Origin of the sequence: Lactobacillus melliventris (assembly GCF_042679465.1) — a bacterium.
GTDB classification, from domain to species: Bacteria; Bacillota; Bacilli; order Lactobacillales; family Lactobacillaceae; genus Lactobacillus; species Lactobacillus melliventris.
Map to the genome: position 1 here is coordinate 1 of NZ_JBHTMT010000011.1, position 20,961 is coordinate 20,961.

General features: G+C 36.5%; 18 protein-coding genes. 4 read left to right on the top strand and 14 right to left on the bottom strand.

Annotated elements, in window-relative coordinates; all coding sequences use genetic code 11:
- Positions 1-97: 97 nt before the first annotated feature.
- Positions 98-1,576: a hypothetical protein gene (locus ACFQ32_RS09970; RefSeq protein WP_046324189.1), complete on the bottom strand. Its 1,479-nt coding sequence runs from the start codon at positions 1,574-1,576 to the stop codon at positions 98-100.
- Positions 1,577-1,966: 390 nt separating this feature from the next.
- Between ACFQ32_RS09970 and ACFQ32_RS09975 the strand changes: the two genes are divergently transcribed.
- Entirely contained in the window at positions 1,967-2,050 is an 84-nt protein-coding gene (locus tag ACFQ32_RS09975) for an IS3 family transposase (protein ID WP_366125392.1), read from the top strand.
- Positions 2,051-2,093: 43 nt separating this feature from the next.
- Here the strand turns inward: ACFQ32_RS09975 and ACFQ32_RS09980 are convergent, their stop codons facing one another.
- The 5 genes from ACFQ32_RS09980 to ACFQ32_RS10000 form a co-directional block, all read right to left on the bottom strand.
- The gene (locus ACFQ32_RS09980; RefSeq protein ID WP_046324188.1) at positions 2,094-3,908 is read right to left on the bottom strand and encodes an FtsX-like permease family protein; all 1,815 of its coding nucleotides are present in this window, start codon (positions 3,906-3,908) and stop codon (positions 2,094-2,096) included.
- Positions 3,909-3,962: 54 nt separating this feature from the next.
- Positions 3,963-5,768, bottom strand: coding sequence for an FtsX-like permease family protein (locus ACFQ32_RS09985; protein ID WP_046324187.1), 1,806 nt, complete (start codon positions 5,766-5,768; stop codon positions 3,963-3,965).
- Positions 5,769-5,779: 11 nt separating this feature from the next.
- Positions 5,780-6,529, bottom strand: a complete 750-nt coding sequence (locus ACFQ32_RS09990) for an ABC transporter ATP-binding protein (RefSeq protein WP_046324186.1) — start codon at positions 6,527-6,529, stop codon at positions 5,780-5,782.
- A gap of 179 nt (positions 6,530-6,708) precedes the next feature.
- Positions 6,709-7,323, bottom strand: coding sequence for an ECF transporter S component (locus ACFQ32_RS09995; RefSeq protein WP_046324185.1), 615 nt, complete (start codon positions 7,321-7,323; stop codon positions 6,709-6,711).
- Between the two features lie 108 nt (positions 7,324-7,431).
- A complete protein-coding gene (locus ACFQ32_RS10000; RefSeq protein WP_046324184.1) occupies positions 7,432-8,241 on the bottom strand; it encodes a DUF4931 domain-containing protein in 810 nt (269 codons plus the stop codon).
- A gap of 110 nt (positions 8,242-8,351) precedes the next feature.
- On the opposite strand from ACFQ32_RS10000, the gene ACFQ32_RS10005 reads away from it, so the two are divergent.
- A complete protein-coding gene (locus ACFQ32_RS10005; RefSeq protein ID WP_046324183.1) occupies positions 8,352-9,563 on the top strand; it encodes a L,D-transpeptidase family protein in 1,212 nt (403 codons plus the stop codon).
- Between the two features lie 155 nt (positions 9,564-9,718).
- Here the strand turns inward: ACFQ32_RS10005 and ACFQ32_RS10010 are convergent, their stop codons facing one another.
- From ACFQ32_RS10010 to ACFQ32_RS10020, 3 genes are read right to left on the bottom strand one after another with little or no spacing between them, the layout of a single operon-like run.
- Entirely contained in the window at positions 9,719-11,044 is a 1,326-nt protein-coding gene (locus ACFQ32_RS10010) for a family 4 glycosyl hydrolase (RefSeq protein WP_046324182.1), read from the bottom strand.
- 18 nt (positions 11,045-11,062) lie between these two features.
- Entirely contained in the window at positions 11,063-12,691 is a 1,629-nt protein-coding gene (locus ACFQ32_RS10015) for a PTS transporter subunit EIIC (RefSeq protein WP_046324181.1), read from the bottom strand.
- 30 nt (positions 12,692-12,721) lie between these two features.
- Complete coding sequence (locus tag ACFQ32_RS10020) at positions 12,722-13,507, bottom strand: carbohydrate deacetylase (RefSeq protein ID WP_046324180.1); 786 nt, start codon at positions 13,505-13,507, stop codon at positions 12,722-12,724.
- A gap of 140 nt (positions 13,508-13,647) precedes the next feature.
- On the opposite strand from ACFQ32_RS10020, the gene ACFQ32_RS10025 reads away from it, so the two are divergent.
- The gene (locus tag ACFQ32_RS10025) at positions 13,648-14,361 is read left to right on the top strand and encodes a MurR/RpiR family transcriptional regulator (RefSeq protein WP_046324179.1); all 714 of its coding nucleotides are present in this window, start codon (positions 13,648-13,650) and stop codon (positions 14,359-14,361) included.
- A 363-nt stretch (positions 14,362-14,724) separates the two neighbouring features.
- On the opposite strand, the gene ACFQ32_RS10030 is transcribed toward ACFQ32_RS10025, so the two are convergent.
- Positions 14,725-17,256, bottom strand: a complete 2,532-nt coding sequence (locus tag ACFQ32_RS10030; RefSeq protein ID WP_046324178.1) for a M1 family metallopeptidase — start codon at positions 17,254-17,256, stop codon at positions 14,725-14,727.
- A gap of 238 nt (positions 17,257-17,494) precedes the next feature.
- On the opposite strand from ACFQ32_RS10030, the gene ACFQ32_RS10035 reads away from it, so the two are divergent.
- On the top strand, positions 17,495-17,851 hold the full coding sequence (locus ACFQ32_RS10035) for an aggregation-promoting factor C-terminal-like domain-containing protein (protein ID WP_046324344.1): 357 nt from the start codon (positions 17,495-17,497) through the stop codon (positions 17,849-17,851).
- A gap of 81 nt (positions 17,852-17,932) precedes the next feature.
- On the opposite strand, the gene ACFQ32_RS10040 is transcribed toward ACFQ32_RS10035, so the two are convergent.
- The 4 genes from ACFQ32_RS10040 to ACFQ32_RS10055 all read right to left on the bottom strand — a co-directional run bounded on the left by ACFQ32_RS10040 (position 17,933) and on the right by ACFQ32_RS10055 (position 20,787).
- Positions 17,933-18,586, bottom strand: coding sequence for a nitroreductase family protein (locus tag ACFQ32_RS10040; RefSeq protein WP_046324177.1), 654 nt, complete (start codon positions 18,584-18,586; stop codon positions 17,933-17,935).
- Positions 18,587-18,588: 2 nt separating this feature from the next.
- Positions 18,589-19,476 carry an SDR family NAD(P)-dependent oxidoreductase gene (locus ACFQ32_RS10045; protein ID WP_046324176.1) on the bottom strand — a complete coding sequence of 296 codons (888 nt, stop codon included), beginning with the start codon at positions 19,474-19,476 and terminating at the stop codon, positions 18,589-18,591.
- A gap of 143 nt (positions 19,477-19,619) precedes the next feature.
- Complete coding sequence (locus tag ACFQ32_RS10050; protein ID WP_046324175.1) at positions 19,620-20,210, bottom strand: TetR-like C-terminal domain-containing protein; 591 nt, start codon at positions 20,208-20,210, stop codon at positions 19,620-19,622.
- Between the two features lie 46 nt (positions 20,211-20,256).
- The gene (locus tag ACFQ32_RS10055; protein ID WP_046324174.1) at positions 20,257-20,787 is read right to left on the bottom strand and encodes a hypothetical protein; all 531 of its coding nucleotides are present in this window, start codon (positions 20,785-20,787) and stop codon (positions 20,257-20,259) included.
- Positions 20,788-20,961: the final 174 nt, after the last annotated feature.

Here is a 20,961-nt window from a genome sequence, read left to right on the forward strand (position 1 = left end):
ATGAAAAAAGTGCTCCTAATAGTCAGATTAATGTCTAACTATTATGGAGCACTTCAAATCTAGAGGGTTAACTTCAAGGAGCGCGCTTTTTTATTGTCTAAATTTTTAAAAATTCAGCATTGTGATATCTCCGAACTGTTATCAGATAAATAGCAAAATAAGCCAGCAACATTAGCACTATTGGCACCCAAACTTCATAATATGCTGTTGGCAAAACCTGATTGAAAAATCTCAAGCCAAACAAAACATCAAAGACCCCAAATATTGCGGGAATAAAGAACAAAAGCCCTGTTTTGCTCTGCCATGTTCTTTTAGTCAGCCTCTCATTTACTAATTTCTGATCTCGTTTAGCAGCTTTGACTACTATTATCAAGATCGCAATCAGGCTTGCACCAAATACAAATGCCACTGAATAGCCCAAGATCTTCATTTCTTTACTCATCCCCAATATCAGCTGATAAGTAGCCGCCTTAGAGTTGCTATAGAGACGACTATAGACGGCACTACTTAGAGCCCGTTTATGTTCAATTTTTAGTAGAAATGGCCAATCCCTATCAAAACTGTTTAACTGCACCAAAGTCAGATATTTAGTTTTACCTTTAATCTTATTTAATTCTGCAGCTGAACGAAGTGCAATTTTTTTATTTTTAAAACCATTGGGAACGAGTTCACGAAAACTGTCATCTGCTAGAGAATTTTTATTCAATTGGTCTAACTTAATAGATTTGACTTGAAAATTGCGTCTACCGGTGCTTTTGACATACTTAATTGGATTATTTGCCAATTCATTACGAACAAAATAAAAGTGCCCTTTTGTTTCTTTATAATGATAAGTTTGTTGCTTTTTAATTTTTAGTTGCGCCACATCGTTTTTAATATTGGCGGTGTTGCTGACAATTACGCCATCATAATAAGTTCCTCTCTTAATATCTTGAGAAAAGGCATTAAAGTCATGACTTAAAGCCAGAGCGCCCATAGTCAAGGCAAAGAGTATGGAAATGATAGTAAAAACACTGGCATAATGATGAAGTCTCAGCTGCGTTTTTCCTTTAGCTAACTTAATTTTGCTAAACCAAGTTGCAGGTACCAAGCTTAATAACGAGTGGCAAAGTAAATAAGTACCTGACACAATTGTGACAAAGGCTGCCAATAAAGTATTAAACAGATTTTGACTAGGCAAATTTAGTATAAAATAGCCGGTTACTATTAGTAACAACCCTAAAACCATTTCAATTATTCTTAGTCCTAAATGTTTTTGAAAAATTGCAGGTGCATCTTCTTTTTCAGCTAGATTACTTAAAGTGGATCTGGTTAACCTCAAAGTTATTACAATACCGCCCAACATTATTAAGGCTGCCAGTAACATAACGACTTGCATGCCCGAATTTATCCTCAGAAAACTAATAATGACGTTAAAATTCGGCATATCCGGTTTTATCAAACCGCTAAACAACTTAATAATTAAGGACGCTAGATCCAAGCCCAAAATAATACCAGCTATGATCATCAGACTGCTAATAATGAGGGTCGCACAAAGTTCTATCAGTCCAATGCGCATATTCTTTAATCTTTGCATCAAGATCACCAAACTTTCTGGTTAGCTCCTTCAAGTAGATCACCTTTTGACTTAATTATAGTTAGTGCTACCATGTTTTAAATGAGTTAACTGTTTTCTTGAACATATTTTAATAATTAATTTTTAAAACATTATTTTTTGAATAATGGGTTTTTGTTAGTGTCAATTCCGTCCAACTGGTTAGCCTTTTTTGTTTTTTAAAAGAAAGCTTGGGCCGCAACTCCGCAAAGAAAAAATATTTTTCAGTTGGTTTACTCATCGTAAAGCAGTTCTCTGGGTGTTTTTGATGTAGTTGTATAATCATAGCGGATATCACTCTGCAAAAATCTTTTTTCTAAAGCGATAGCAACCAAAAATTCAATCCGCCATAGCAACCGTTCGCTTGATTGCATTAGGTATTACATCAATAAAAGAATCAAGAGCAGACTAAAAGGCTTGGCGCCGATTGAATGGCGTCAAGCCTTAACAAAATAATTATTAAAATATATTAGTCCAGCTTTGATACCTCACTTTAAAATTATTCAGTTTTCAGCACAATTTTTTCATATAGAGTAACTGTTAACAAATAGTATCCTAAATAGAGAACAATAAAAATTGTGAATGGAATCCAAATATTATGGTAAGGTGCCTTCAGCAATGTTTTAAACAGTTGTAAGCCACAAAGGACATCTATTATGCCTAAAATTCCAGGCATGGTGAACAAAGTACCAATTTCTTTTCTGATTGAACTGCGCAATAATCGTGGTCTAGCACCAATTTCATGTAGCATCTGGTAGCGCACCTTGTCACTGGCAGCACCACTTAAGACTTTAAACATTAACGTCGAAGCCAGCATGGTCAGAAATGCTATTCCTAAGAAAAAGCCCATAAATTCAAACGCACTGGTAAAGCCGAGCACATTACTATAATAGTATGGCTTTGAATTAAGGTAAGTATCTTTGTAGTCACGATTTTCCCTCAATTGCTGCTTTTGAATTTGATTGATCACCGGAAAATCGTGGACAAAGTCTTTCACATTAATATAACTGACAAATTTTTCCTGACCATCAATACTCAGCCACCTTTTTGGTGAAACTAGATGTATCTTCTTAGGAAGACCATTTGGCACCATTTGGCTAAAAATACTGTTTTCCGTTGTTTGCGGTTTATCCAGTTTAGCAGTAGCCAGCGTTTTTACTTTATAAGTGGGGGAATTGTCTTGATTGTCATGAAAATAAACTGCCATTTCTTTCAACGGCTGCTTGTTAAATTCCGCGCGGTTAAAGTAGAGGTGCATCCCCTTTTCTTTGTAATGATATGTTTGCTTATTAGTAATAGTTAACTTGGCTTCTGCTTTTTTAACTGTTGGCGTCTGACTGATAATTGTAGCATCATAATAAATCCCTTTTTGCGCTTCATCCTTCATGGAGCCAAAATTAAGTCCCACGGTAATTGCACCTAAAGCCAAGGCAAACAGAATTGAAATCATAGTTAATACCTTGGTGTAACTTTGCAAGCGAAATTTTAATTGGCCCAGAGTAAATTCATTAATGCCACGATATGAAAAAGATTTTTTATTAAGTAAATAATTAATAATAGCCGTGAAGACGCCATTAAAGACAAAGAAAGAACCGACAATAATTGTTACTAACGCGGTGGGAATAAGAAGATAAATATAGTTAGTAGGTAAAGTCATTACATAGTAACCGACCGCTAGCAAAAGTACACCGCAAATTGCTTCAATTCCCCGTAAAACTGGATGATGACTAAGATTAATGGGGGTTTGATCTTCGTGTAAAAGATCAATTACCGGAGTATGTGTAAGTTTGCGCATATTGCCCAGTGCACCTAAGAGAAAGATAATAACAAAGAAAAGCAATGTTCCTATTATGGCACTCGGCAATATTGCCTTATAGTGAGTAATTTCCAGCCCTAGTTTGCCTACCAGCACCTTGGTAACTATTGTGGTCAACCCCAGACCCAGTGTTATTCCAAGCAAAACAGCCAATAAACCAGTTAGCAGAGTTTCAGAAAAAATTAGTAAGCCAATCCGCGTGCTTTTGGCCCCGAGCATCATATACATGCCATAGTCATGCTTACGCATACTTAACAAAAATGAATTGGCATAAATTAGGTAGACGGATGTAATGATTACTAACAAAATAATGCCAAAGGTAAAAATATACGTCAGGTATGCTGTTCTACCGTAGACATCTTTACTAATAAATACAGGGTTAGTAGCAATTGACAAAAACATGTAGAAAATCATGCTGGCAACAATCAAGCCTGAAAACAACACCAGATAGTCTTTCAGCCTATTCTTAATACCCGTCACGGACAGTTTCCAAATCATTACTGCTCCTTTTCTTTTACTAAAAACAAACTTGTATTAATTACCGCCCCAATTTTATTCATGTGCAAGCACGATTTTTTCATATAATTTCACCGTTAATAAGTAATAAATCAGATAAAGCACGATAAAAATCGAAAAGGGAATCCACAAGTTCTGGTAGGGGTGCGGTAGGAGCAATTTAAATAATCTTAAGCCAAAGAGCACGTCGATTACGCCTAATACACCGGGCAGAAGAAACAGAACTCCAATCTCATTTCTGATAGATTGGCGCAACACTTTCACACTTGTACCAATTTCAAATAACATTTGGTAGCGCACTTTGTCACTGGCTGCACCACTTAAGACCTTAAACATTAAGGTCGAAGCCAGCATGGTTAGAAAGGCGATCCCTAAAAAGAAGCCCATAAATTCAAACCCGCTGCTGAAATTCTTAATTAACTGGTAACTGCCGGCCTTGCTCGAAGTATATATATACTCATAAGCAGCATTTTCTTTTAACTGTTGTTTTTGCAATTTTAAAATGGTGGGGTAATCTTGATCGAAGTTTTTTACATTTACGAAACTGACAAATTTATTCTGCCCTTTTTTCTGTGCCCACTTTTCAGGTGAAACCAAGCGAATAATTTTAGCGATACCATTAGGAATCATAGCGCCAAAGGCATTATTAGCGTATGTAGCTGGGACATCCAATTTTTTAGTAGGCAAGTTGATCGTCTTATAAGCAGGCTGACCATTTTTCATGTAAAACTTGACGTTTTTAACTGGATTATTATTAAATTCACTGCGGTTAAAGTATAAATACTTGCCCTGTTCCTTATAATGATAAGTTTGCTGACGAGTAATCGTCAGTTTGCTTTTAGCCTGCGCTACCTTTGGGGAATCACTGATAATAGTGGTGTCATAGTAAAAATTGCCTTTAAGCTGCTCACTGAGCGTGCCAAAATTAAGTCCCACAGTAATAGCACCAAGCGCTAAGGCAAACAGCAGTGAAACAACTGTCAAAATCCGCGTATAATCATGCAGCCGAAACTTCAACTGCCCCAAAGTAAATACCCGAATGCCCTGATAAGAATAGCTTCTGCGGTTGAGCAAGAACCCAATTAAGGCACTGAAAAAAGCATTAAATGTGAAGTATGAACCGGCAACTATGGTCACTAGCGCTGCTGGAATAATAAACAAAATAGCGTTACCCGGCAGACCCAGAATAAAGTAGCCTGCAGCTAAGAGCACCAGCCCCAGTATTCCTTGAATCCAGTGCAAGACCGGCTGGCGCTTGTAGGCAACCGGCTTTTGGTCATCACGCAATAATTCAATTATCGGTGTCTTGGTTAATTTACGGACATTTTTCAAAGCGCCAAATAAGAAGATGAAAATGAAGAAGATAATCGTCCAGATAATGGCATTGGGTAAAATAACTGCAAAATGTTTTACCGTCAAGCCTAAACGAGATATCAGCAGCTGCGATACAATGGCTGTTAGACCAAAACCCAGCAGAATACCCACTATTGTGGCCAAAATACCGGTTATCAGAGTTTCCAGAAAAATTAGTGTCCCGATTTTAGTACTCTTAGCTCCGAGCATCATGTACATGCCGTAATCATGTTTGCGCATGCTCAGTAAAAAAGAGTTGGCATAAACCAGGTAAACCGCAGTGATGATGACCAACAAGACAATACCAAAACCAAAGGTGAAACGGACATAATTACTTGGTGCTGCAATATCATTTTTAATAAAGGTGGGATTAATAGTGATTGTGAGGAACATGTAAAAAATCATGCTGGCAACAACCAAGCCGGAAAACAAAACCGCGTAATCTTTAAAGCGACTCTTGATTCCCGTTAAGGACAACTTCCAAATCATTTTTGTTCTCCTTATTCAGCAGTATCTAAGTGATCAATTAACAGATGATAAAATTCCTGCCTCGACTGCCCGTTTTTCAACATTTGTTCACCAATTTGGCCGTCTTTAATAAATAAAATGCGACTGGCAAAGCTGGCGGCAAACGGGTCGTGGGTAACCATGAGAGTGGTGATACCGTCGTTTTGATTCAAATCTGCCATAGTAAAAAGCAATTCACGCGCGCTCTTAGAATCCAAGGCTCCCGTCGGCTCATCCGCCAGCAGAATTGCCGGTTCATGCACTAAGGCTCTGGCAGCTGCTACCCTTTGCTTTTGCCCACCTGAGACCTCAGCAGGATATTTAGCCAATATCTCTTTAATTCCTAGCCTAGTTGCAATTTTATCAACTAAGGGATCAATTTTTCTGGGAGAAATACCCTGTAAGCTTAAAGGTAAAGCGATGTTTTCACGATTAGTTAAATTCTCTAAGAGATTGAAGTCTTGAAAAATAAAGCCAATTTGTCGACTTCTAAAATCAGCCAGCTGATTAGCATTTAAAGTACTGTTGTCTTGGTGATTAATAAAAACGTTGCCTGAAGTTGGCTTGTCTAAAGTCGACAAGATATTGAGCAACGTCGTTTTACCAGAACCAGAAGCACCCATAATCGCTACAAATTCGCCTGAATTGACCGCAAAATTAACTCCCTTTAAAGCCTGATACTGCTTTTCGCCCCGCTTGCCGTATGTTTTAGTAACTTGATCTACTCGTAAAATTTCAGTCATTGCAAAGTCCTCGTTGTAATACTTCTGTACTATTTATCTAATACACTAATGTAAGAAAGCAAGAATGTCAATAAAAAAATAAGCCTTTCAGAAATTGAAAGACTTATCTGAATACTTTTTCCTTATTTTTAACGGTCAATTAAGAATATTAAGTTTTTCTTAAAAACACTTCTATTCTCTTAGCCCACTCTGCGCAGCACCTTGTTGAGTGGCGTCACAATAATTGGTGTCACAATTGCAGTAAATACTGCCTCAACCAGGCCGTTCAAACCTAAAGCAATTATTAATGCAGTAATTAAAGGTGTACCTTGACTAAAACTGCCCAAATGGCCTAGCAGTTTGGCAGAGTTGCCCATGAAAACTAGACTGGTTAATAGAATTACAAAAACCGTGTTAGTTAAAGAAGTCACTGCGCCTGCAATCGTATAGCTTATTTCTTTAACACTACTTTTCTTTTCAGCTGTAAATTTTCCAATCATCCCTGGAAAAAAGCCGGCAAGGACACTGGGAACAACGGCAATCACAAAGTTCTGGAAAAGCATCAGGCTGACAATATCGCCAGGCTGAGTATACGCCTGCACCATGCGGGCAATGCCCCAGAAAATGCCAAAGAAAGTCCCAGCAATTGGCCCCATAAGCAAAGAATATATGGCAACAGTTAACGGAATAGTCGTTACAGCAGGCAAAGTTGGTAGTATGCGAATGTAACCAATATTGGGTATGAGAGTTTGCAATAAAAAGATTGCGACAAATATAGCAGTAATAGCCAGGTTCTTAGTTTCTTTTCTACGCATCTAAGTCCTCCTTAAAAAAACACCTTGCTATTATATTGCTTAGAATTATTTGTCGCAAATATTATCTCTGCTAAGTATTAGTTTTAATAATAATTAATTCAGTAAAAGCTATATTTTAAATCCTTTCTCTAAAACTGACCCAGACTCAAAAAAGCGCTTAAAGTTTTCGGCTTCAGTGAGCAGTTTCTCCCGGTTGTCTACCTGCGATAGCTTATAACCGACAAAATATGGTGATGCCGTATAACGTAAGATTAATTTAGCACTAATGCCCCGATCAAAGCGCGGATAGAAAAACAAGTTATAGGAGTTATTACGCCCCTTTGATAAAACTTTTAGCATATACTTTGCTCCGCTTTGAATCCAGTCGGACCATTCATCAATACTGTTTTCATCAAGAAGATTAAAATCAAGTTCAATGTAGCCCTGAATTGGATGCGTGCTCACATTAACCTCAACCCCATCTTTATTAAAAAGACTTATGCCTTCAAAATTATTGGGTTGAATGTATTTATAACCATCCATCTTTTCCAGACCCACTATTTGCATGTGGGGGTGTGCAAGAGAGCCACCAGAATTTTCGCCATAATTTTTATACCATAAAACCGATCTGTACTTGTGTGAATCATTCATCTGCTTAAAGCATGATAATGAAAAACGCATCAAAGAACGATTATACGCAAGCGAATAAGTGGTAATATCACCTTGATGCTTATTGGACTCAATCAAAACAGTCTGAACTGTATCATGTAACGTATGGTATTTATTATCAAGCCAAATCATCCCGCCCTGTTTTTTTAAGATATGGGTCAAACCCGCCACATCACAAAAGGGACAGCCAGAATTATTTTTTACTTTACGATAAGAATTAGGCTTTTCTTTAGCTATGTTAACATCAAACACTAATGGGTCATTTTCCATTGAGCAATCCCTCCCAAAAACATTCTTATATCTTGCATTTTACTAGGGCCGCAATAGATGGTAAACTGTAACCGCAATTATTTTTTGAAAATTCCAACGGTGGTAGAACTATGCAATCAAAAAGAAATTTAAAAAAATACAATAACCGCAATAACTTGCTTTTAATTATTATCGGAATAGTTCTGATTTTAGCAGTTGTATTTGGCGTGGTGTTATATAACAATCACGTCGAAGCGCAAAAGCAGGCTAAAGCATTCGCTACAAATCATTTTAACCCTAATGTTAACATTTATGGCGTAGAAGTTGGAAACTTAACAATTAATAAAGCAACTGCCAAAATCAATCGGAAAGCGAATAATATGGTTTCACTGGAAAATGGTAAAGTTGCACTTGAATATGATCCTAGCAGCAAAACTATTAAGAAGCAGGAAGTTGCCGCTTATTTTAAAAAGCAACATACAACTATGCCCAATAAGCAAAGCTACGAATACCGCAATACTGATCTGGATGCCGCTAACAAAAAAATGCAAACGATGAGTCACGCCGTAGTTAATTACCATGTTGCAGGCAAAGTTTATAAACTCAAAGCACAAAAATTAATTAACCAGGCAATTTATAGAAAAGGCAAGTACACTTTTCTTAACAGCGAAAACTTAACGGCAAAGCTTAATAAAATTGACCAGGATGTTTCAACAATTCATCAAAGCTATAGTTTCGCGGTTCCAAAAGGCAATAAAGTTGCAGGAAAGAAAATTAGTGTTAAAAACCAAAGCTATGGCTGGGGCGTGCATGTCAAAAGAGCACAAGCAGCTGTTGAACAAGCATTTTTGAATGGAACTAAAAATCTGGACGGCAAAAATTATATTTATGGTCTTGGCTACAGCACTTATGGTTTAGGCTACGGCTTAAATAATCATGGCATAGGTGATGACTATATTGTAGTTTCTCTGCAAAAGCAGGAAATGTGGATTGTGCGCAAAGGCAAGATGGTTGTTCACCTTAACGATGTTGTTACTGGAACAAAGGATGGTAATAAGAATAACCGTACGCCTCAAGGAGTCTGGTATATTCACTATAAGCAACGCCATGCGGTACTGCGTGGACGCAACAACGATGGCTCTAAATACGCTTCACCTGTTAGTTACTGGATGCCGTTTACTTTAACCGGTTGCGGTTTTCACGACGCTGGCTGGCGCGGTGACTGGAGTAAAAAAGCCTATTTAAGAGGTGGCTCACACGGCTGTGTTAATATTAAGCCCAGAGAAATTAAGCAGGTCTGGCACAATGTAAGTAAACACGAGCCGGTTATTGTATATGACTAAATCTTAATCAAATAAGTCAAATAGTATGCTAAAAGACTAACTTTTACTTCAAAGTTAGTCTTTTTTCTATAAAATTTATTGCTCACAAAAAAGACTAGCAATAACTATAGTTAAGGCTAATCTTTTTAGTAGTGATATCTTTAGTAGTGATATTTTTAATGCAATTCCGGCCAATATTGTTTATTAGCCTCATATAACTCATCCAAAACCTTTTTACCTACATGGTAATCTGGTATGGTCTTATTAAGGACAACTGCTTCTAAGGCAACTTGATATGAGCCAGATAACGCTGCGTCAACTGTCCGTTTTTCGTAAGCTTTTTGCAGTTCCATTAGTCCTTTATGAAAAGTTGGGATCTTACCAATACTAATGGTTTCTGCACCCATGCTGCCAATATATGCTGGAACTTCCACTACGGCATCTGGATCAAAATTAGATATGGCACCATTGTTCTTTTGGTTAACGGTGAAACGTTCGCGGGTATTATGGATAATTGCGTTAGCAATATCAACGATGTAGTTGCCGTGAACACCAGAATTAAGTGAAGAGCCTTTAGCTGTGCCGGCTTTTAAAACGCGCCGACATTCTGTGAAGATTCTCTTTTCACGTCCCTGCATTACCCAGTCACCACGTGTGAAGTTAACATCAGATTCAGCCATCATTACATCAGGCATCAAATAGTACTGCAAGTAGCAGTTAGGGAAATATTCAGGAAAACGCTTGAAAATGGTAATCATGCGCTTGTATGTATCAATCCAATACTGGTCATCAAGAGTTTCGTCATTCCATTGAGCAAGGGTATCAATCTTGCCAGACTGGACGTCCTCACGCAGTTGTGGCAATAAGTCCTGACCGTTCTCATCAATCATTGATGTCCACCAGCCGAAGTGGTTCATGCCAAAATATTTGAAGGTAATATCTTTTAAATCTTTATGGAAGTATTGTGCAATTGCACCTTCAATTGAAATTGGCATGTCACAGATACAAATTACCTTTGCTTCAGGAAATTCGCGGTAAATTGCCTCTGACAAAATTGCTTCTGGGTTAGTGTAATTTAAAATCCATGCATCAGGACAAATTTGCTTAACCTTCTTAATAATAGCGATAATATCTGGTATTACCCTCATTGCAAAGGAAAAGCCGCCAAGTCCACAAGTTTCCTGACCAATAACGCCATTGCGAATACAAATTTTTTCATCAATAGCCCGTTGCTTGTTCAGACCTGGACGAATTTGCATGAATAAAAAGTTTGCATCTTGTAGAGCTTCTTCCAAGTTAGTCGTGTAAGAAACATGAACCGGTGAACCTGTTTCTTTATAATACATTTTGGTGTACTGCCCTAAAAGAGACACTCTTTCTTCATCAATATCATAAAGAACTAGCTGGTTCATATCTAAGTCAGCAGAACGTTGACGTAAAACCTCCAAGATACTTGGTGATTGGGTTGATCCGCCACCAATGATTACAAATTTATTTGCCATTTCAATAATCCTCCTAAATTACTTTCCACTTTCTGATGGGTGTTTTTTCAGATAATCAAGATATTCATCAACTTTATCATGAATACTTTCTACATCAACTCCAAATACTATTTGGATATTATTACCATCTTGCATTACGCCTTTAGTACCTGTCTTGTGTTTTAACAGATCCATATCTAATTTGTTTGTATCTTTAACGTCAACGCGAAGTCGAGTATAACAATTAATCATTTCATCGATGTTTTCTGGACCACCTAGACCAGCTACAATATTTTTAGTTTGATTATCAAATTTTGCAGTGTCTGCAGATTCTGTAGCACTGTCAGTTTGAGCAAGTTTTTCTTCTGCCTGCTCGACAGATTCATCTTCACTTTCTGCACCATTAAGGAGTGTCTCGTCCGCGTTAGCACGTCCAATAGTTGGAATGTTGAAGCGTTTGATCATAAAGACGAAGACAAAGTATTCAAGTAAACCGGTGACGACAAACATTATTGGGATGAGATACTGGTGTCCTAGCCTTGCCGGAAAGGCAAAACTATTAATAATCATATTAATACCGGTATCAAACTGAATATCGATACCAACTATATTTGTCAAAAATAGACTAATTCCGTAAACAACTGAGTGAGCTAGCCATAGTAATGGTGATAAGAACAGGAACATAAATTCCAAAGGCTCAGTAACACCTGCTAAAAAGGCAGTAGTAACAGTTGGAATTAAAATAGCCGCAACTTTTTGCCTATTCTTTGGTTCTGACATCTTCCAGAAAGCAAAAGCAATACCGATAGGTAACGAAATTGAACCAAAATTAGACAGATAACCAATAGATTGGTGCATTGCAGTAATATGACTTGGGTTACCTAACTCAGCTAACCAAATATTAAACGCACCAGTGTATAGCTTGCCGGCAATCCTGGCAGTACCACCAAGTGGAGTGTAGAACAAAGGCATCCATAAGAAGTGGTGCAGTCCAACAGGTAAAAGCATACGGTTTAAAAAGCCATAGAAGAAGAACCCAATGGAGCCCGTAGTTGACATTACCTTAACAATGTTTTCAATGACCCAGTTAACTGCTGGCCAAACATAAGTAATCGCAATTGCGAACAGAATTGTGACAAATACTAAAATAATGTAAACGGATTTTGTTCCTGCATATGGTGATAAATATTTATGGAGCTTAATATTCCCCCATTTATTTACCATCCAGCCCACTAGGATTCCTAAAATAATTCCGAGGAAAACTCCCATATCAGTGACTTGGATACCGAAAACCATGTTTTGCCCAGTACCAAAGAGTCCCTGAGAATTTGGCTTAGCCAAACGGTGGGTTAATTGCAGCCATGAATTATTGGCGAACAAAAAGATTAAATAAGTAACGATACCTAAAATTGCGGCATCAGTTTTATATTTAGGTTTAGCCAAAGCTGTAGCGATACCTACACAGAAAATACAACTTAATTGCCCAATCATACCACTTGACAGGATATTGTAAATAAAATTACCAGTATCTTTTAAAATGGTCGGCATTAAGTCTAGCTTTAAAATGGCACAAACTGATAAGATAATACCAGTTACGGCCATAAACATAACGGGTTGAATTATTGCCCGTGAAAAAACATTCGCGGACTTCATAAACTTGCCCTTCATAATTTTGCCTCCTTACATTACATTTTTTATTTAAGATTTGGGATAAGGAATTACTTCTACTTGATTTTCCTGCAACTTCTTTTTAAAAGCCGAATCACAGAGAATTGTTACTTCTTTGATTCGCGGCACATTAAATGAAGAATTGAAGTAAAGTGTTTCATCTACAAATGCAGGGTGGACCATAAACTCAGTTATTTGGTTATCCTGCAGACGGTCAAGAACAGCTTGTATTTCTGTTAAACATTGTTCTTGATCCGCATGATAAGATTTATCCAAACTGCGAATATGCGCGTAATTCATCAGATCATCAAAACCAACAATTCCTCTTTGATAAGACAACTTAACTTGATTTTCAATACCGTAACAATTTCTAACCGGTAACTGATACTTATCAGAAATGCGCTGGGTAAGAGTCAAGTTCTCAGAAAAAGAATGAACATGATGGTGACTATCTAAATGAGTTAGCTTTACTCCCTTACTTAACAAGAAATCAACTTGCGCGCACCACTCATGGTAAATTTCTTTAGGATCCATTTCATTGCGATGCTCTTTATAGCCGGCCAAATGGTAAAATTCGCCATTCTCATCAACCAGTGTTTTGGCATCCGTCATGGGTTTACCCGTTGTGATGTTAAGGTGACAGCCAACTCCTAAGTCTTTGTTTTCATTTGCTAACTTGATTGCTTCTATACATCCTGGCATATTTGCCATAAGAGTTGTAGAAGAAACCATCCCATCTTTATACGCTTTAATAACTCCTCGATTTACGGCCAGTGAATAGCCAAAATCATCGGCATTAATAACAACTTGCTTCATTCACACACACCTTTCAAATTATTTAAAACGCTTTCTTTGAACAAATTTAATATAGTATAATGAAAGAGCAATAACAACAAAACACACGAATTATGGTGTGGTTTTCAAAATGGGAAAATATTTTCAAGGTAGTGTGTTAAATGACCAAAATCTTTCAAATTGACCGTTTGTTCCCTAATAATCATTTGCGTCATCAAGATATTAAAGTGATTGAATCGATTGTTGATTCAATCATTAACAATGAAAGTTTAGACATTCGCTACATAGCTAAGAAAAATTATCTGTCAACTGCTTCAGTCAGCAGACTAGTCAAGCGGGCAGGTTTTGCTAACTTTAAAGAATTTATCTTTTTCCTTTCCTCTCGTTACAAAACTCAGCCGCTAAAGACCTTTGCCAACCTGCCATTTGTTCACTGTAATTTAAGCGCTGAATTAGTTGCTGATTTCTTCAATAAAATTAAGCTGGAAAAAAGAACTTATTTATTTGGTGAGGGCTTTTGCAAGATTTTAGTTAATTACACTTACCGCAAACTATTACTTAAAAAAATTTATGGTGTAGACTTGGATGGCGTTGAAATCTCAATTGTATCTGATCAATCGCCTCATACTTTGATTACGTTCTCACAATCTGGAGAAAATAAAAATGGTTTGATCAAAATTGCAGGTTGTAAGAAGGATGGCGGTGACATTATTACCATTACTGCTACACCACACAGCACTTATGCCAACATTGGCGACCTTGCCTTCGTCGTAGAAAGTGGCAGTGGTGTGCCCGATTCTGAGAACACAAGCCTAAACTATTTTTATGGCAATACTATTAATTTAATTGAAAATATTGTTAGTCAGTATTTATAATTAATTACAAAAATTAATAAATTTATACATGAAATTTGTTTTTTCTTTTAGTATCAATAACTTTAACTTACTCTTCTTAAATCAAACTGATTTTTCACAAAGATCAATTATAATTCGACTGGTAAAGAATATATTTTGTATAAAGCCGTAGAAAAAAATGCTCCAGTAATTAGATTACCTATCTAACTATTCTGGAGCACTTCACTTACTCTAAATTGGCAGCGCCATATTGCAAAGCTCTTTTTAGAAATTTGCATATTAATACTTAGCATAAAAAAAGCTGATAAATTATGTTTCTACACATTGATTTATCAGCTTCTTTTTAATACTTATAATATGACATTAAAAATTAAACAATTTTAGTTACAAAGTTTCCTTAACAGCTTGATTGACAGCATCCTTTTCAGCATTGATCAAGTCAACCTTAGACTCAATATTCTTAGTATCCATTCTAATTTCCCGACCAAGACCGGGTTGATCAACCTTTGGTTCAAAGAATTCTTTGAATTCTTGCAGTCTCTTTTCAGTATGGAAAATGTTGGAAGTAACAGTGATATAAGTGGTAAATTCCATATCGCCACCAACTGTCTTCTCCAGCCAGGACCATTGATCTCGCAGCCAATCCCAAGCCAATTGTTCGCCTTTTGGATTAGCTAAGACATTAGCAAACCACATACGCAAATCTTGCGGTTTAATAACACCAGCATTCTCAAAGTTCTCAATAAGCTTCTTGATTTCAACGGTATCCTTGGTGTCGGTAATACCATCAGTAAGATCGTCCTTATAGTTAGGATCAGTTGCAGTTTGATATTCTTTAATTAAACGGTCAACTAAACCTGACTCGTTATAATTCTTAACTTCATTCATTAAAACATATGGTCGAACTGAAGCATCAATTTCGTTTAAGTTTTGCTTGTGTTCAGTAAAAATTTGGTGACCATCTTTTATCACAGCAGAATTATCGGCATACAATGCCAAAGCTATTTCTAATGGACGAATTCTCTTATCATCATCTGTATCGGAAGCTTGTGCCTGCCAGCCTAGGTGCTCGACTTGCTTTTGAGTCAAATTATTAACAAATGCCTTTAAATCTTTTTCTGCAGGTGAATTCGGAGTAACAAATTTACGCAATGAGCGAACACTGGAAGATAACGCGCTAATGACAATATATGACTTAGAATCCGCGAATTTTGGCAGTAATGGGACAATCTCAGCGTATGAAATCTGTTTACTTTCTGCTAAAAGGCCTAAGTCTTGCAGTAATTGTAATTGATCTACCGGCTTCAACTGGGCAAATTCAGCCATAATATCATTCATTAAGGTTTCATCATAATTAACAATGAAGTGCGAACTATTGCCTACATTTACACGTAAAGCGTGACCGGCAGCACTGCGCAACTCTTGGTAATCTCCTAGATCCAGTTCTCTTTCAGACATAATTTGTGGTGCCTTAAAGTTCGCATTCAATGGAATAGCCCACTTACGTCCAACTTCTTTACCTTCACCGATGAAGAATTGCTTTTGGCTCAAAATCAAGTGACCAGCTGTATTCACTTTGGCAGAAACTACAGGGTAACCCGGTTGGTCAAGCCAAGTATGCATGATCTTGCCAATATCTAAATCAGTAGCAGTTGAAAGAGCATCCCATAAGTCATCACCCGTAGCGTTACCATATTGGTGCTGTTCAAAGTAATACTTAAGACCCTTACGCAGGGCATCGTCACCTAAAAGTGCCCGTACCATAACCAGCATTCTGGAACCTTTAGCGTAAACAATTGCACTATCAAAAATTGAATCAATATCAGCTGGATGTTCCACATCAACGTGAACGGATTGGACACCATCAGTGGCATCACGTTTTAAAGCTGCTGGCACTTCCGAAATTTGGTAAAGATTATCCCAAACATGCCAACTTGGCTCCAAAGCGTCAACTGAAACATATTCCATCATGTTAGCGAAACTTTCATTAAGCCATAAGTCGTCCCACCACTTCATGGTAACTAGATCGCCAAACCATTGGTGTGCCAATTCGTGAGTGATAACGGTTGCCACATAGGCTTTTTGGTACGGAGTCGCATTATCTGGGTCAAGCAAAATTGCAACTTCACGATATGTGACTAAGCCCCAATTTTCCATTGCTCCGGCAGAAAAGTCTGGCAAGGCTAATTGCCAAGAATGTGGTAGCGGATATTTTGTTTGATAAAATTCTTCGTAAAATTCGATTGCCCGCTTAGCAATATCCAAAGCAAAGTCTAATTCCTTAGCTTGATGTGCTTTGGTCGCAAAAACACCAACTTTAACGCCGTCTTTGGTTTCAGTAATCTTTGATTGCAATTCACCAAAGGCAAAGGCAATCAGGTAGCTGGACATTCTAACGGTTTGAGCGAAATAGTGCACGCCGTCTTCAACTTTAACTTCCGGCATATTGGCAATTGTAGTTTCACCTTCATGCTCATCATACTTAAGTGCTAAAGAAAAAGTAGCTTTGGCTTCTGGCTCATCAACACATGGGAAAGCCTGACGTGCAGCTGTAGTTTCAAATTGAGTACCGATAATTTGTTTTTGCACACCATCAACTTGATAATATGAAGGATAAATTCCCATCATAGAATCAGTCAGCGGTGCCGAATACTTAATCTCAACTGTGACTTTGCCGGTCTGACCCAGTTCGATTTCAATTGCTTCTTTTTCGTCATTGACAGTAAACGGTACATCCTTGCCCGCACTTGTTACTGAAGCAATTTTCATATATTTCTGATTAATTAAAATAGTATTCTCAATTGCTTCACCGGTAATTGTCGAAGTACCATTAATAGTTTTCTGTGCCCGATTAATGTCTATGAATAAATCATAGTGTTCAGGGTGAAAAGTTTCATAAAAATGTTTAGCAGCCATATTTACCTCCTAAAATAATAGTTACTACCAATTTTAACAGACATAAATAAAAATAACATTAAAACATTCAGGTAAGTAATAATTGACTTTATTACGATATGAATTTTTCAAAACTAGTAGAATTATTAAATTTTTCAAAAATTTTGTAAGAGTTGCGTGTTATTTCTGTAACAACAATGACACATTGACTGTGTATTATTATCCATAGAATTAATACAGTTAATTGTGGGGATTGAATATATTGAAGAAAAGTAAAAGTTTAATACTTAAGTTAATTACAGCACTGGCGCTATCATTTAGTTTCGTCACTGCTTTGGAAACTACTAATAATAATTCATGTACGCAAACAGTACAGGCTGCCAAGATGTCAAAAGCAGAACGTGCAGCCAAGAGATGGATTGCAATGCGTGAATCGGGTGGCAATTATTACGCACGTAATGGTGTTTGTTATGGCAAATATCAATTAAACATTGCTTACCTAAAAGGTAATTATTCTAAGAAGAACCAAGAAAGAACCGCTGACAGATATGTTTACGGTCGTTATGGTTCATGGGTTAATGCCAAGAATTTCTGGCTAACACATCACTGGTATTAGTAGATACCTCTTTAATACAAATATCCCATTAAGAAACGCAGCCTAACTAATTGTTAGGTTGCGTTTTTATATGTGTTTAGTTTAGGCAAAATTATATATCTGTTTAACAGGATATCTAACAGATTTCACTTCGGGCTCTTCATCCTTAGGTCTTTTACCGACTGCAATTGCCATAACGGGTACAAAACGTTTAGGATCAAGTCCAAAAGTTTCAGCTGCCTTCTTGACGTCATAACCACCGATGGGATTACTTTCGTAGCCATGGCTTCTTGCCACTAACATAAATTGCATTGCTGCCAATGCTGAATCGATTGACGAATCCATTACTAAAGTTTGATAGTCTGCATGTTCATATAGCGGAAGAAATGTACTAAATACTTCATCTAATTTTGCTTTATCAATCTGACCATTATGATATGCTTTTGTCCATAAGTCGCGATAAGACTTATAAGCTTCAGTATCTCCAAATAATAAAACCATGGCAGAACAAGTTTCGACTTGAGGCATATTAAATTTCATAAAGTAACTTTTCAGTTTTTCTTTGCCTTCAGGCGTATCGACTATTACAAAATGCCAGGCCTGTAAATTACATGCTGATGGTGCTTTGGCAGTCTCCTCAATCATTTTTTCAAATTCTTCATGTGAAATTTTTACTGTTGGGTCAAATTTTCTTACAGATTGCCGATTAAATACCACGTCTTCAAAATTGTCATTTATAATTTTCTCGTCTTTCATTACTATCCCTCTTCAATTTCATGTGTTTCTTCCATAAATGGAGCTAAGGCTTTTAGATCAGGTCCTTTACCACTAGGTATATTTTTGGCTCTTGCAACAATCGCTGGATTCATACCTGGATGAGTCAGAATATAGAATTTATCATCTTCAAGTGCTTTAAAAATAATCTTTGGTACATTGTCTAAAGGCATGCCAGTAGTAATATCTTTCTTAGCTTGCTTTTGACCTTCCTTAAATATTTCACTAGAGTAATAAGGATCACTTTTATCAGTATATTTTTCAGGACGATGTTCTTCAGTATGATATAAATCTGTTTGCACGAATGCTGGACAAAATACATGTAAACCAACATTTGCTTCTTCGGCCTGTAAATCATATTCAACTGCTTCAGTCATTCCTACAACAGCGAACTTAGTAGCATAATATGCAGGCATTAATGGACTTGTAATAAGCCCAGCCATTGAAGCAACATTTAAAATGTCGCCATGTCCTTTTTGCTTGCGCATAATTGGGATTACTCGTTTTAATGCCCAAACTTGGCTCATCAAATCAGCGTGTAAGATCCATTCCCAGTCACGTGTAGGAAGTTCCCAAATTGGTCCTGGAATTGCAACACCGGCCGAATTAATTAGCAAGTTAATTTCTCTATATTCAGCCATAGTTTTTTTAACCATAGCATCAATATCTTTTTCTTCGGTTACATCAGTTGGAATACTGATCACTTTTGCACCTGTTTTTTTAATATCATTTTCTGTCTTATTCAGTGCTTTCTTATCTATATCAGCAATGGCAAGCTTCATACCTCTTTGAGCGGCCTCTAATGATAATGCTCGTCCAAATCCATGACCTGCACCAGTAATTAATGCTACTTTGTTCTTAAATACTTTCATATGCATTCCTCTCTATTCGTATTTGTTATCAAATAACATTTCTTACATTATCCATATTAAGCGCTTGCATAAGAAATAAAACATACAACATCAATAATTTGTTAGATGTTTAACAAATTCGATAAATTGTTATATGTTTGGTTTCAGTATTTATTTTTATCTTTACTTGCTACCTTTAAAGAATGGACAATAATATTTTTCTGGGTTCTACAAAACTGTTTTTTCATTTCTTTTGGTGACTCTTGTTGCCCATTACCTAGCCAATCAAGAACAATTTCAGTAAAGCCTCCGGTAAAAAAATGTGCAATAAAATTGCGGTCTTCTTTTCTAACTTGTAAGTTTTCCTTGCTTATAATTTCATCAATATATCCGAAAAGAACATTTATTTGTGGTTTTCTAAAAATAGTATCAAATTGTTTAATATCCAAGTTCTCGTAAAAAGCTTTGCCTAAAGAAGGATTTTCATAAAAATATTGGAAAATATTATAAATATCGTTATCCCAATTGTCGTAACCTTGTGATTTATTTAGTAGATCTATAATTTCTGTTTTAACCGTCCATTTAATAAGATCCGGTATATCCTGAAAATGATAGTAAAAAGTAGGCCTGCTTTTATTAGTTAGAGTTAACAATTGTTTTACAGTTATTGCATCCAATGGCTCTTTTTTAAGCAATTTTTTTAGCGCTTGAGCAAAATCTTTTTTAGTATTCAGTGAAATTTCTTTATTTTTCATTTTTATTTTCCACGTTATAATCCAAATTAGAAAAACTTTCTAGTAATTACTTATTCTCTTCAACTATTTGCCTAATTTTTGCATACCGTTCATCCCATTTATTAATGAATAAGTTATCGTATTCCTGCTTTAATAAAAAATCGAGCAAGTCTTTTTTATCAGGTCGATCTAAAAACAAATATTTTTGCGGGACAACAATTTCAGGCAAAACGGCTCTTAACTGCTTGAGTGAAATCTTTTTAAGAGCACATGATTTTAAAATTGGAATAATGCAGCCATCATTTTTAGGCATAAAATAGTCATAAATTTCTCCATAATCATCTTTTTGAATTTCTTGCCCTATCTGGGCTAACGTAGCAGCATTACTGCGAATCAAAGGTGCACATTTGATAAATAGTTGTATCCCGCCATTACTGCCGGTAGTATAAACAAAAGCCTGAAAACTATCTTTAAAAAAACTCTTGCGGTATTCAATTATTTTTTGTCCCGTTACAATTTCTTTTACGTATTCCTCATGCAAAGATATTAGTAAGGTAGGTAAGAAGGGATCATAAACTTTATCTTTTATTGTACACATTATCAATAATACCTTCCTTTATTACTGGCTTTTTGTTACTTATGCCCATCATAAATATGTTTAGTTAAACAAGCAACTCTATATAGCAAGGCAATTAAAAAAGATAATCTAAGTTATTTTAGGCAAAAAAATTGAGCTGTACCTCAACCATTGAAGTACAGCTCAGTTTTTCTA

Excerpts from the sequence above, each read along its gene's own strand:
- ACFQ32_RS10005 (WP_046324183.1), top strand. The coding sequence starts at position 8,352 with ATGCAATCAAAAAGAAATTTAAAAAAATACAATAACCGCAATAACTTG.
- ACFQ32_RS09980 (WP_046324188.1), bottom strand. The coding sequence starts at position 3,908 with ATGATTTGGAAACTGTCCGTGACGGGTATTAAGAATAGGCTGAAAGAC.
- ACFQ32_RS10040 (WP_046324177.1), bottom strand. The coding sequence starts at position 18,586 with ATGAAAGACGAGAAAATTATAAATGACAATTTTGAAGACGTGGTATTT.
- ACFQ32_RS09985 (WP_046324187.1), bottom strand. The coding sequence starts at position 5,768 with ATGATTTGGAAGTTGTCCTTAACGGGAATCAAGAGTCGCTTTAAAGAT.
- ACFQ32_RS10030 (WP_046324178.1), bottom strand. The coding sequence starts at position 17,256 with ATGGCTGCTAAACATTTTTATGAAACTTTTCACCCTGAACACTATGAT.
- ACFQ32_RS09990 (WP_046324186.1), bottom strand. The coding sequence starts at position 6,529 with ATGACTGAAATTTTACGAGTAGATCAAGTTACTAAAACATACGGCAAG.
- ACFQ32_RS10045 (WP_046324176.1), bottom strand. The coding sequence starts at position 19,476 with ATGAAAGTATTTAAGAACAAAGTAGCATTAATTACTGGTGCAGGTCAT.
- ACFQ32_RS10020 (WP_046324180.1), bottom strand. The coding sequence starts at position 13,507 with ATGAAGCAAGTTGTTATTAATGCCGATGATTTTGGCTATTCACTGGCC.
- ACFQ32_RS10000 (WP_046324184.1), bottom strand. The coding sequence starts at position 8,241 with ATGGAAAATGACCCATTAGTGTTTGATGTTAACATAGCTAAAGAAAAG.
- ACFQ32_RS10025 (WP_046324179.1), top strand. The coding sequence starts at position 13,648 with ATGACCAAAATCTTTCAAATTGACCGTTTGTTCCCTAATAATCATTTG.
- ACFQ32_RS09995 (WP_046324185.1), bottom strand. The coding sequence starts at position 7,323 with ATGCGTAGAAAAGAAACTAAGAACCTGGCTATTACTGCTATATTTGTC.
- ACFQ32_RS10050 (WP_046324175.1), bottom strand. The coding sequence starts at position 20,210 with ATGAAAAATAAAGAAATTTCACTGAATACTAAAAAAGATTTTGCTCAA.
- ACFQ32_RS10015 (WP_046324181.1), bottom strand. The coding sequence starts at position 12,691 with ATGAAGGGCAAGTTTATGAAGTCCGCGAATGTTTTTTCACGGGCAATA.
- ACFQ32_RS10055 (WP_046324174.1), bottom strand. The coding sequence starts at position 20,787 with ATGTGTACAATAAAAGATAAAGTTTATGATCCCTTCTTACCTACCTTA.
- ACFQ32_RS10010 (WP_046324182.1), bottom strand. The coding sequence starts at position 11,044 with ATGGCAAATAAATTTGTAATCATTGGTGGCGGATCAACCCAATCACCA.
- ACFQ32_RS09970 (WP_046324189.1), bottom strand. The coding sequence starts at position 1,576 with ATGCAAAGATTAAAGAATATGCGCATTGGACTGATAGAACTTTGTGCG.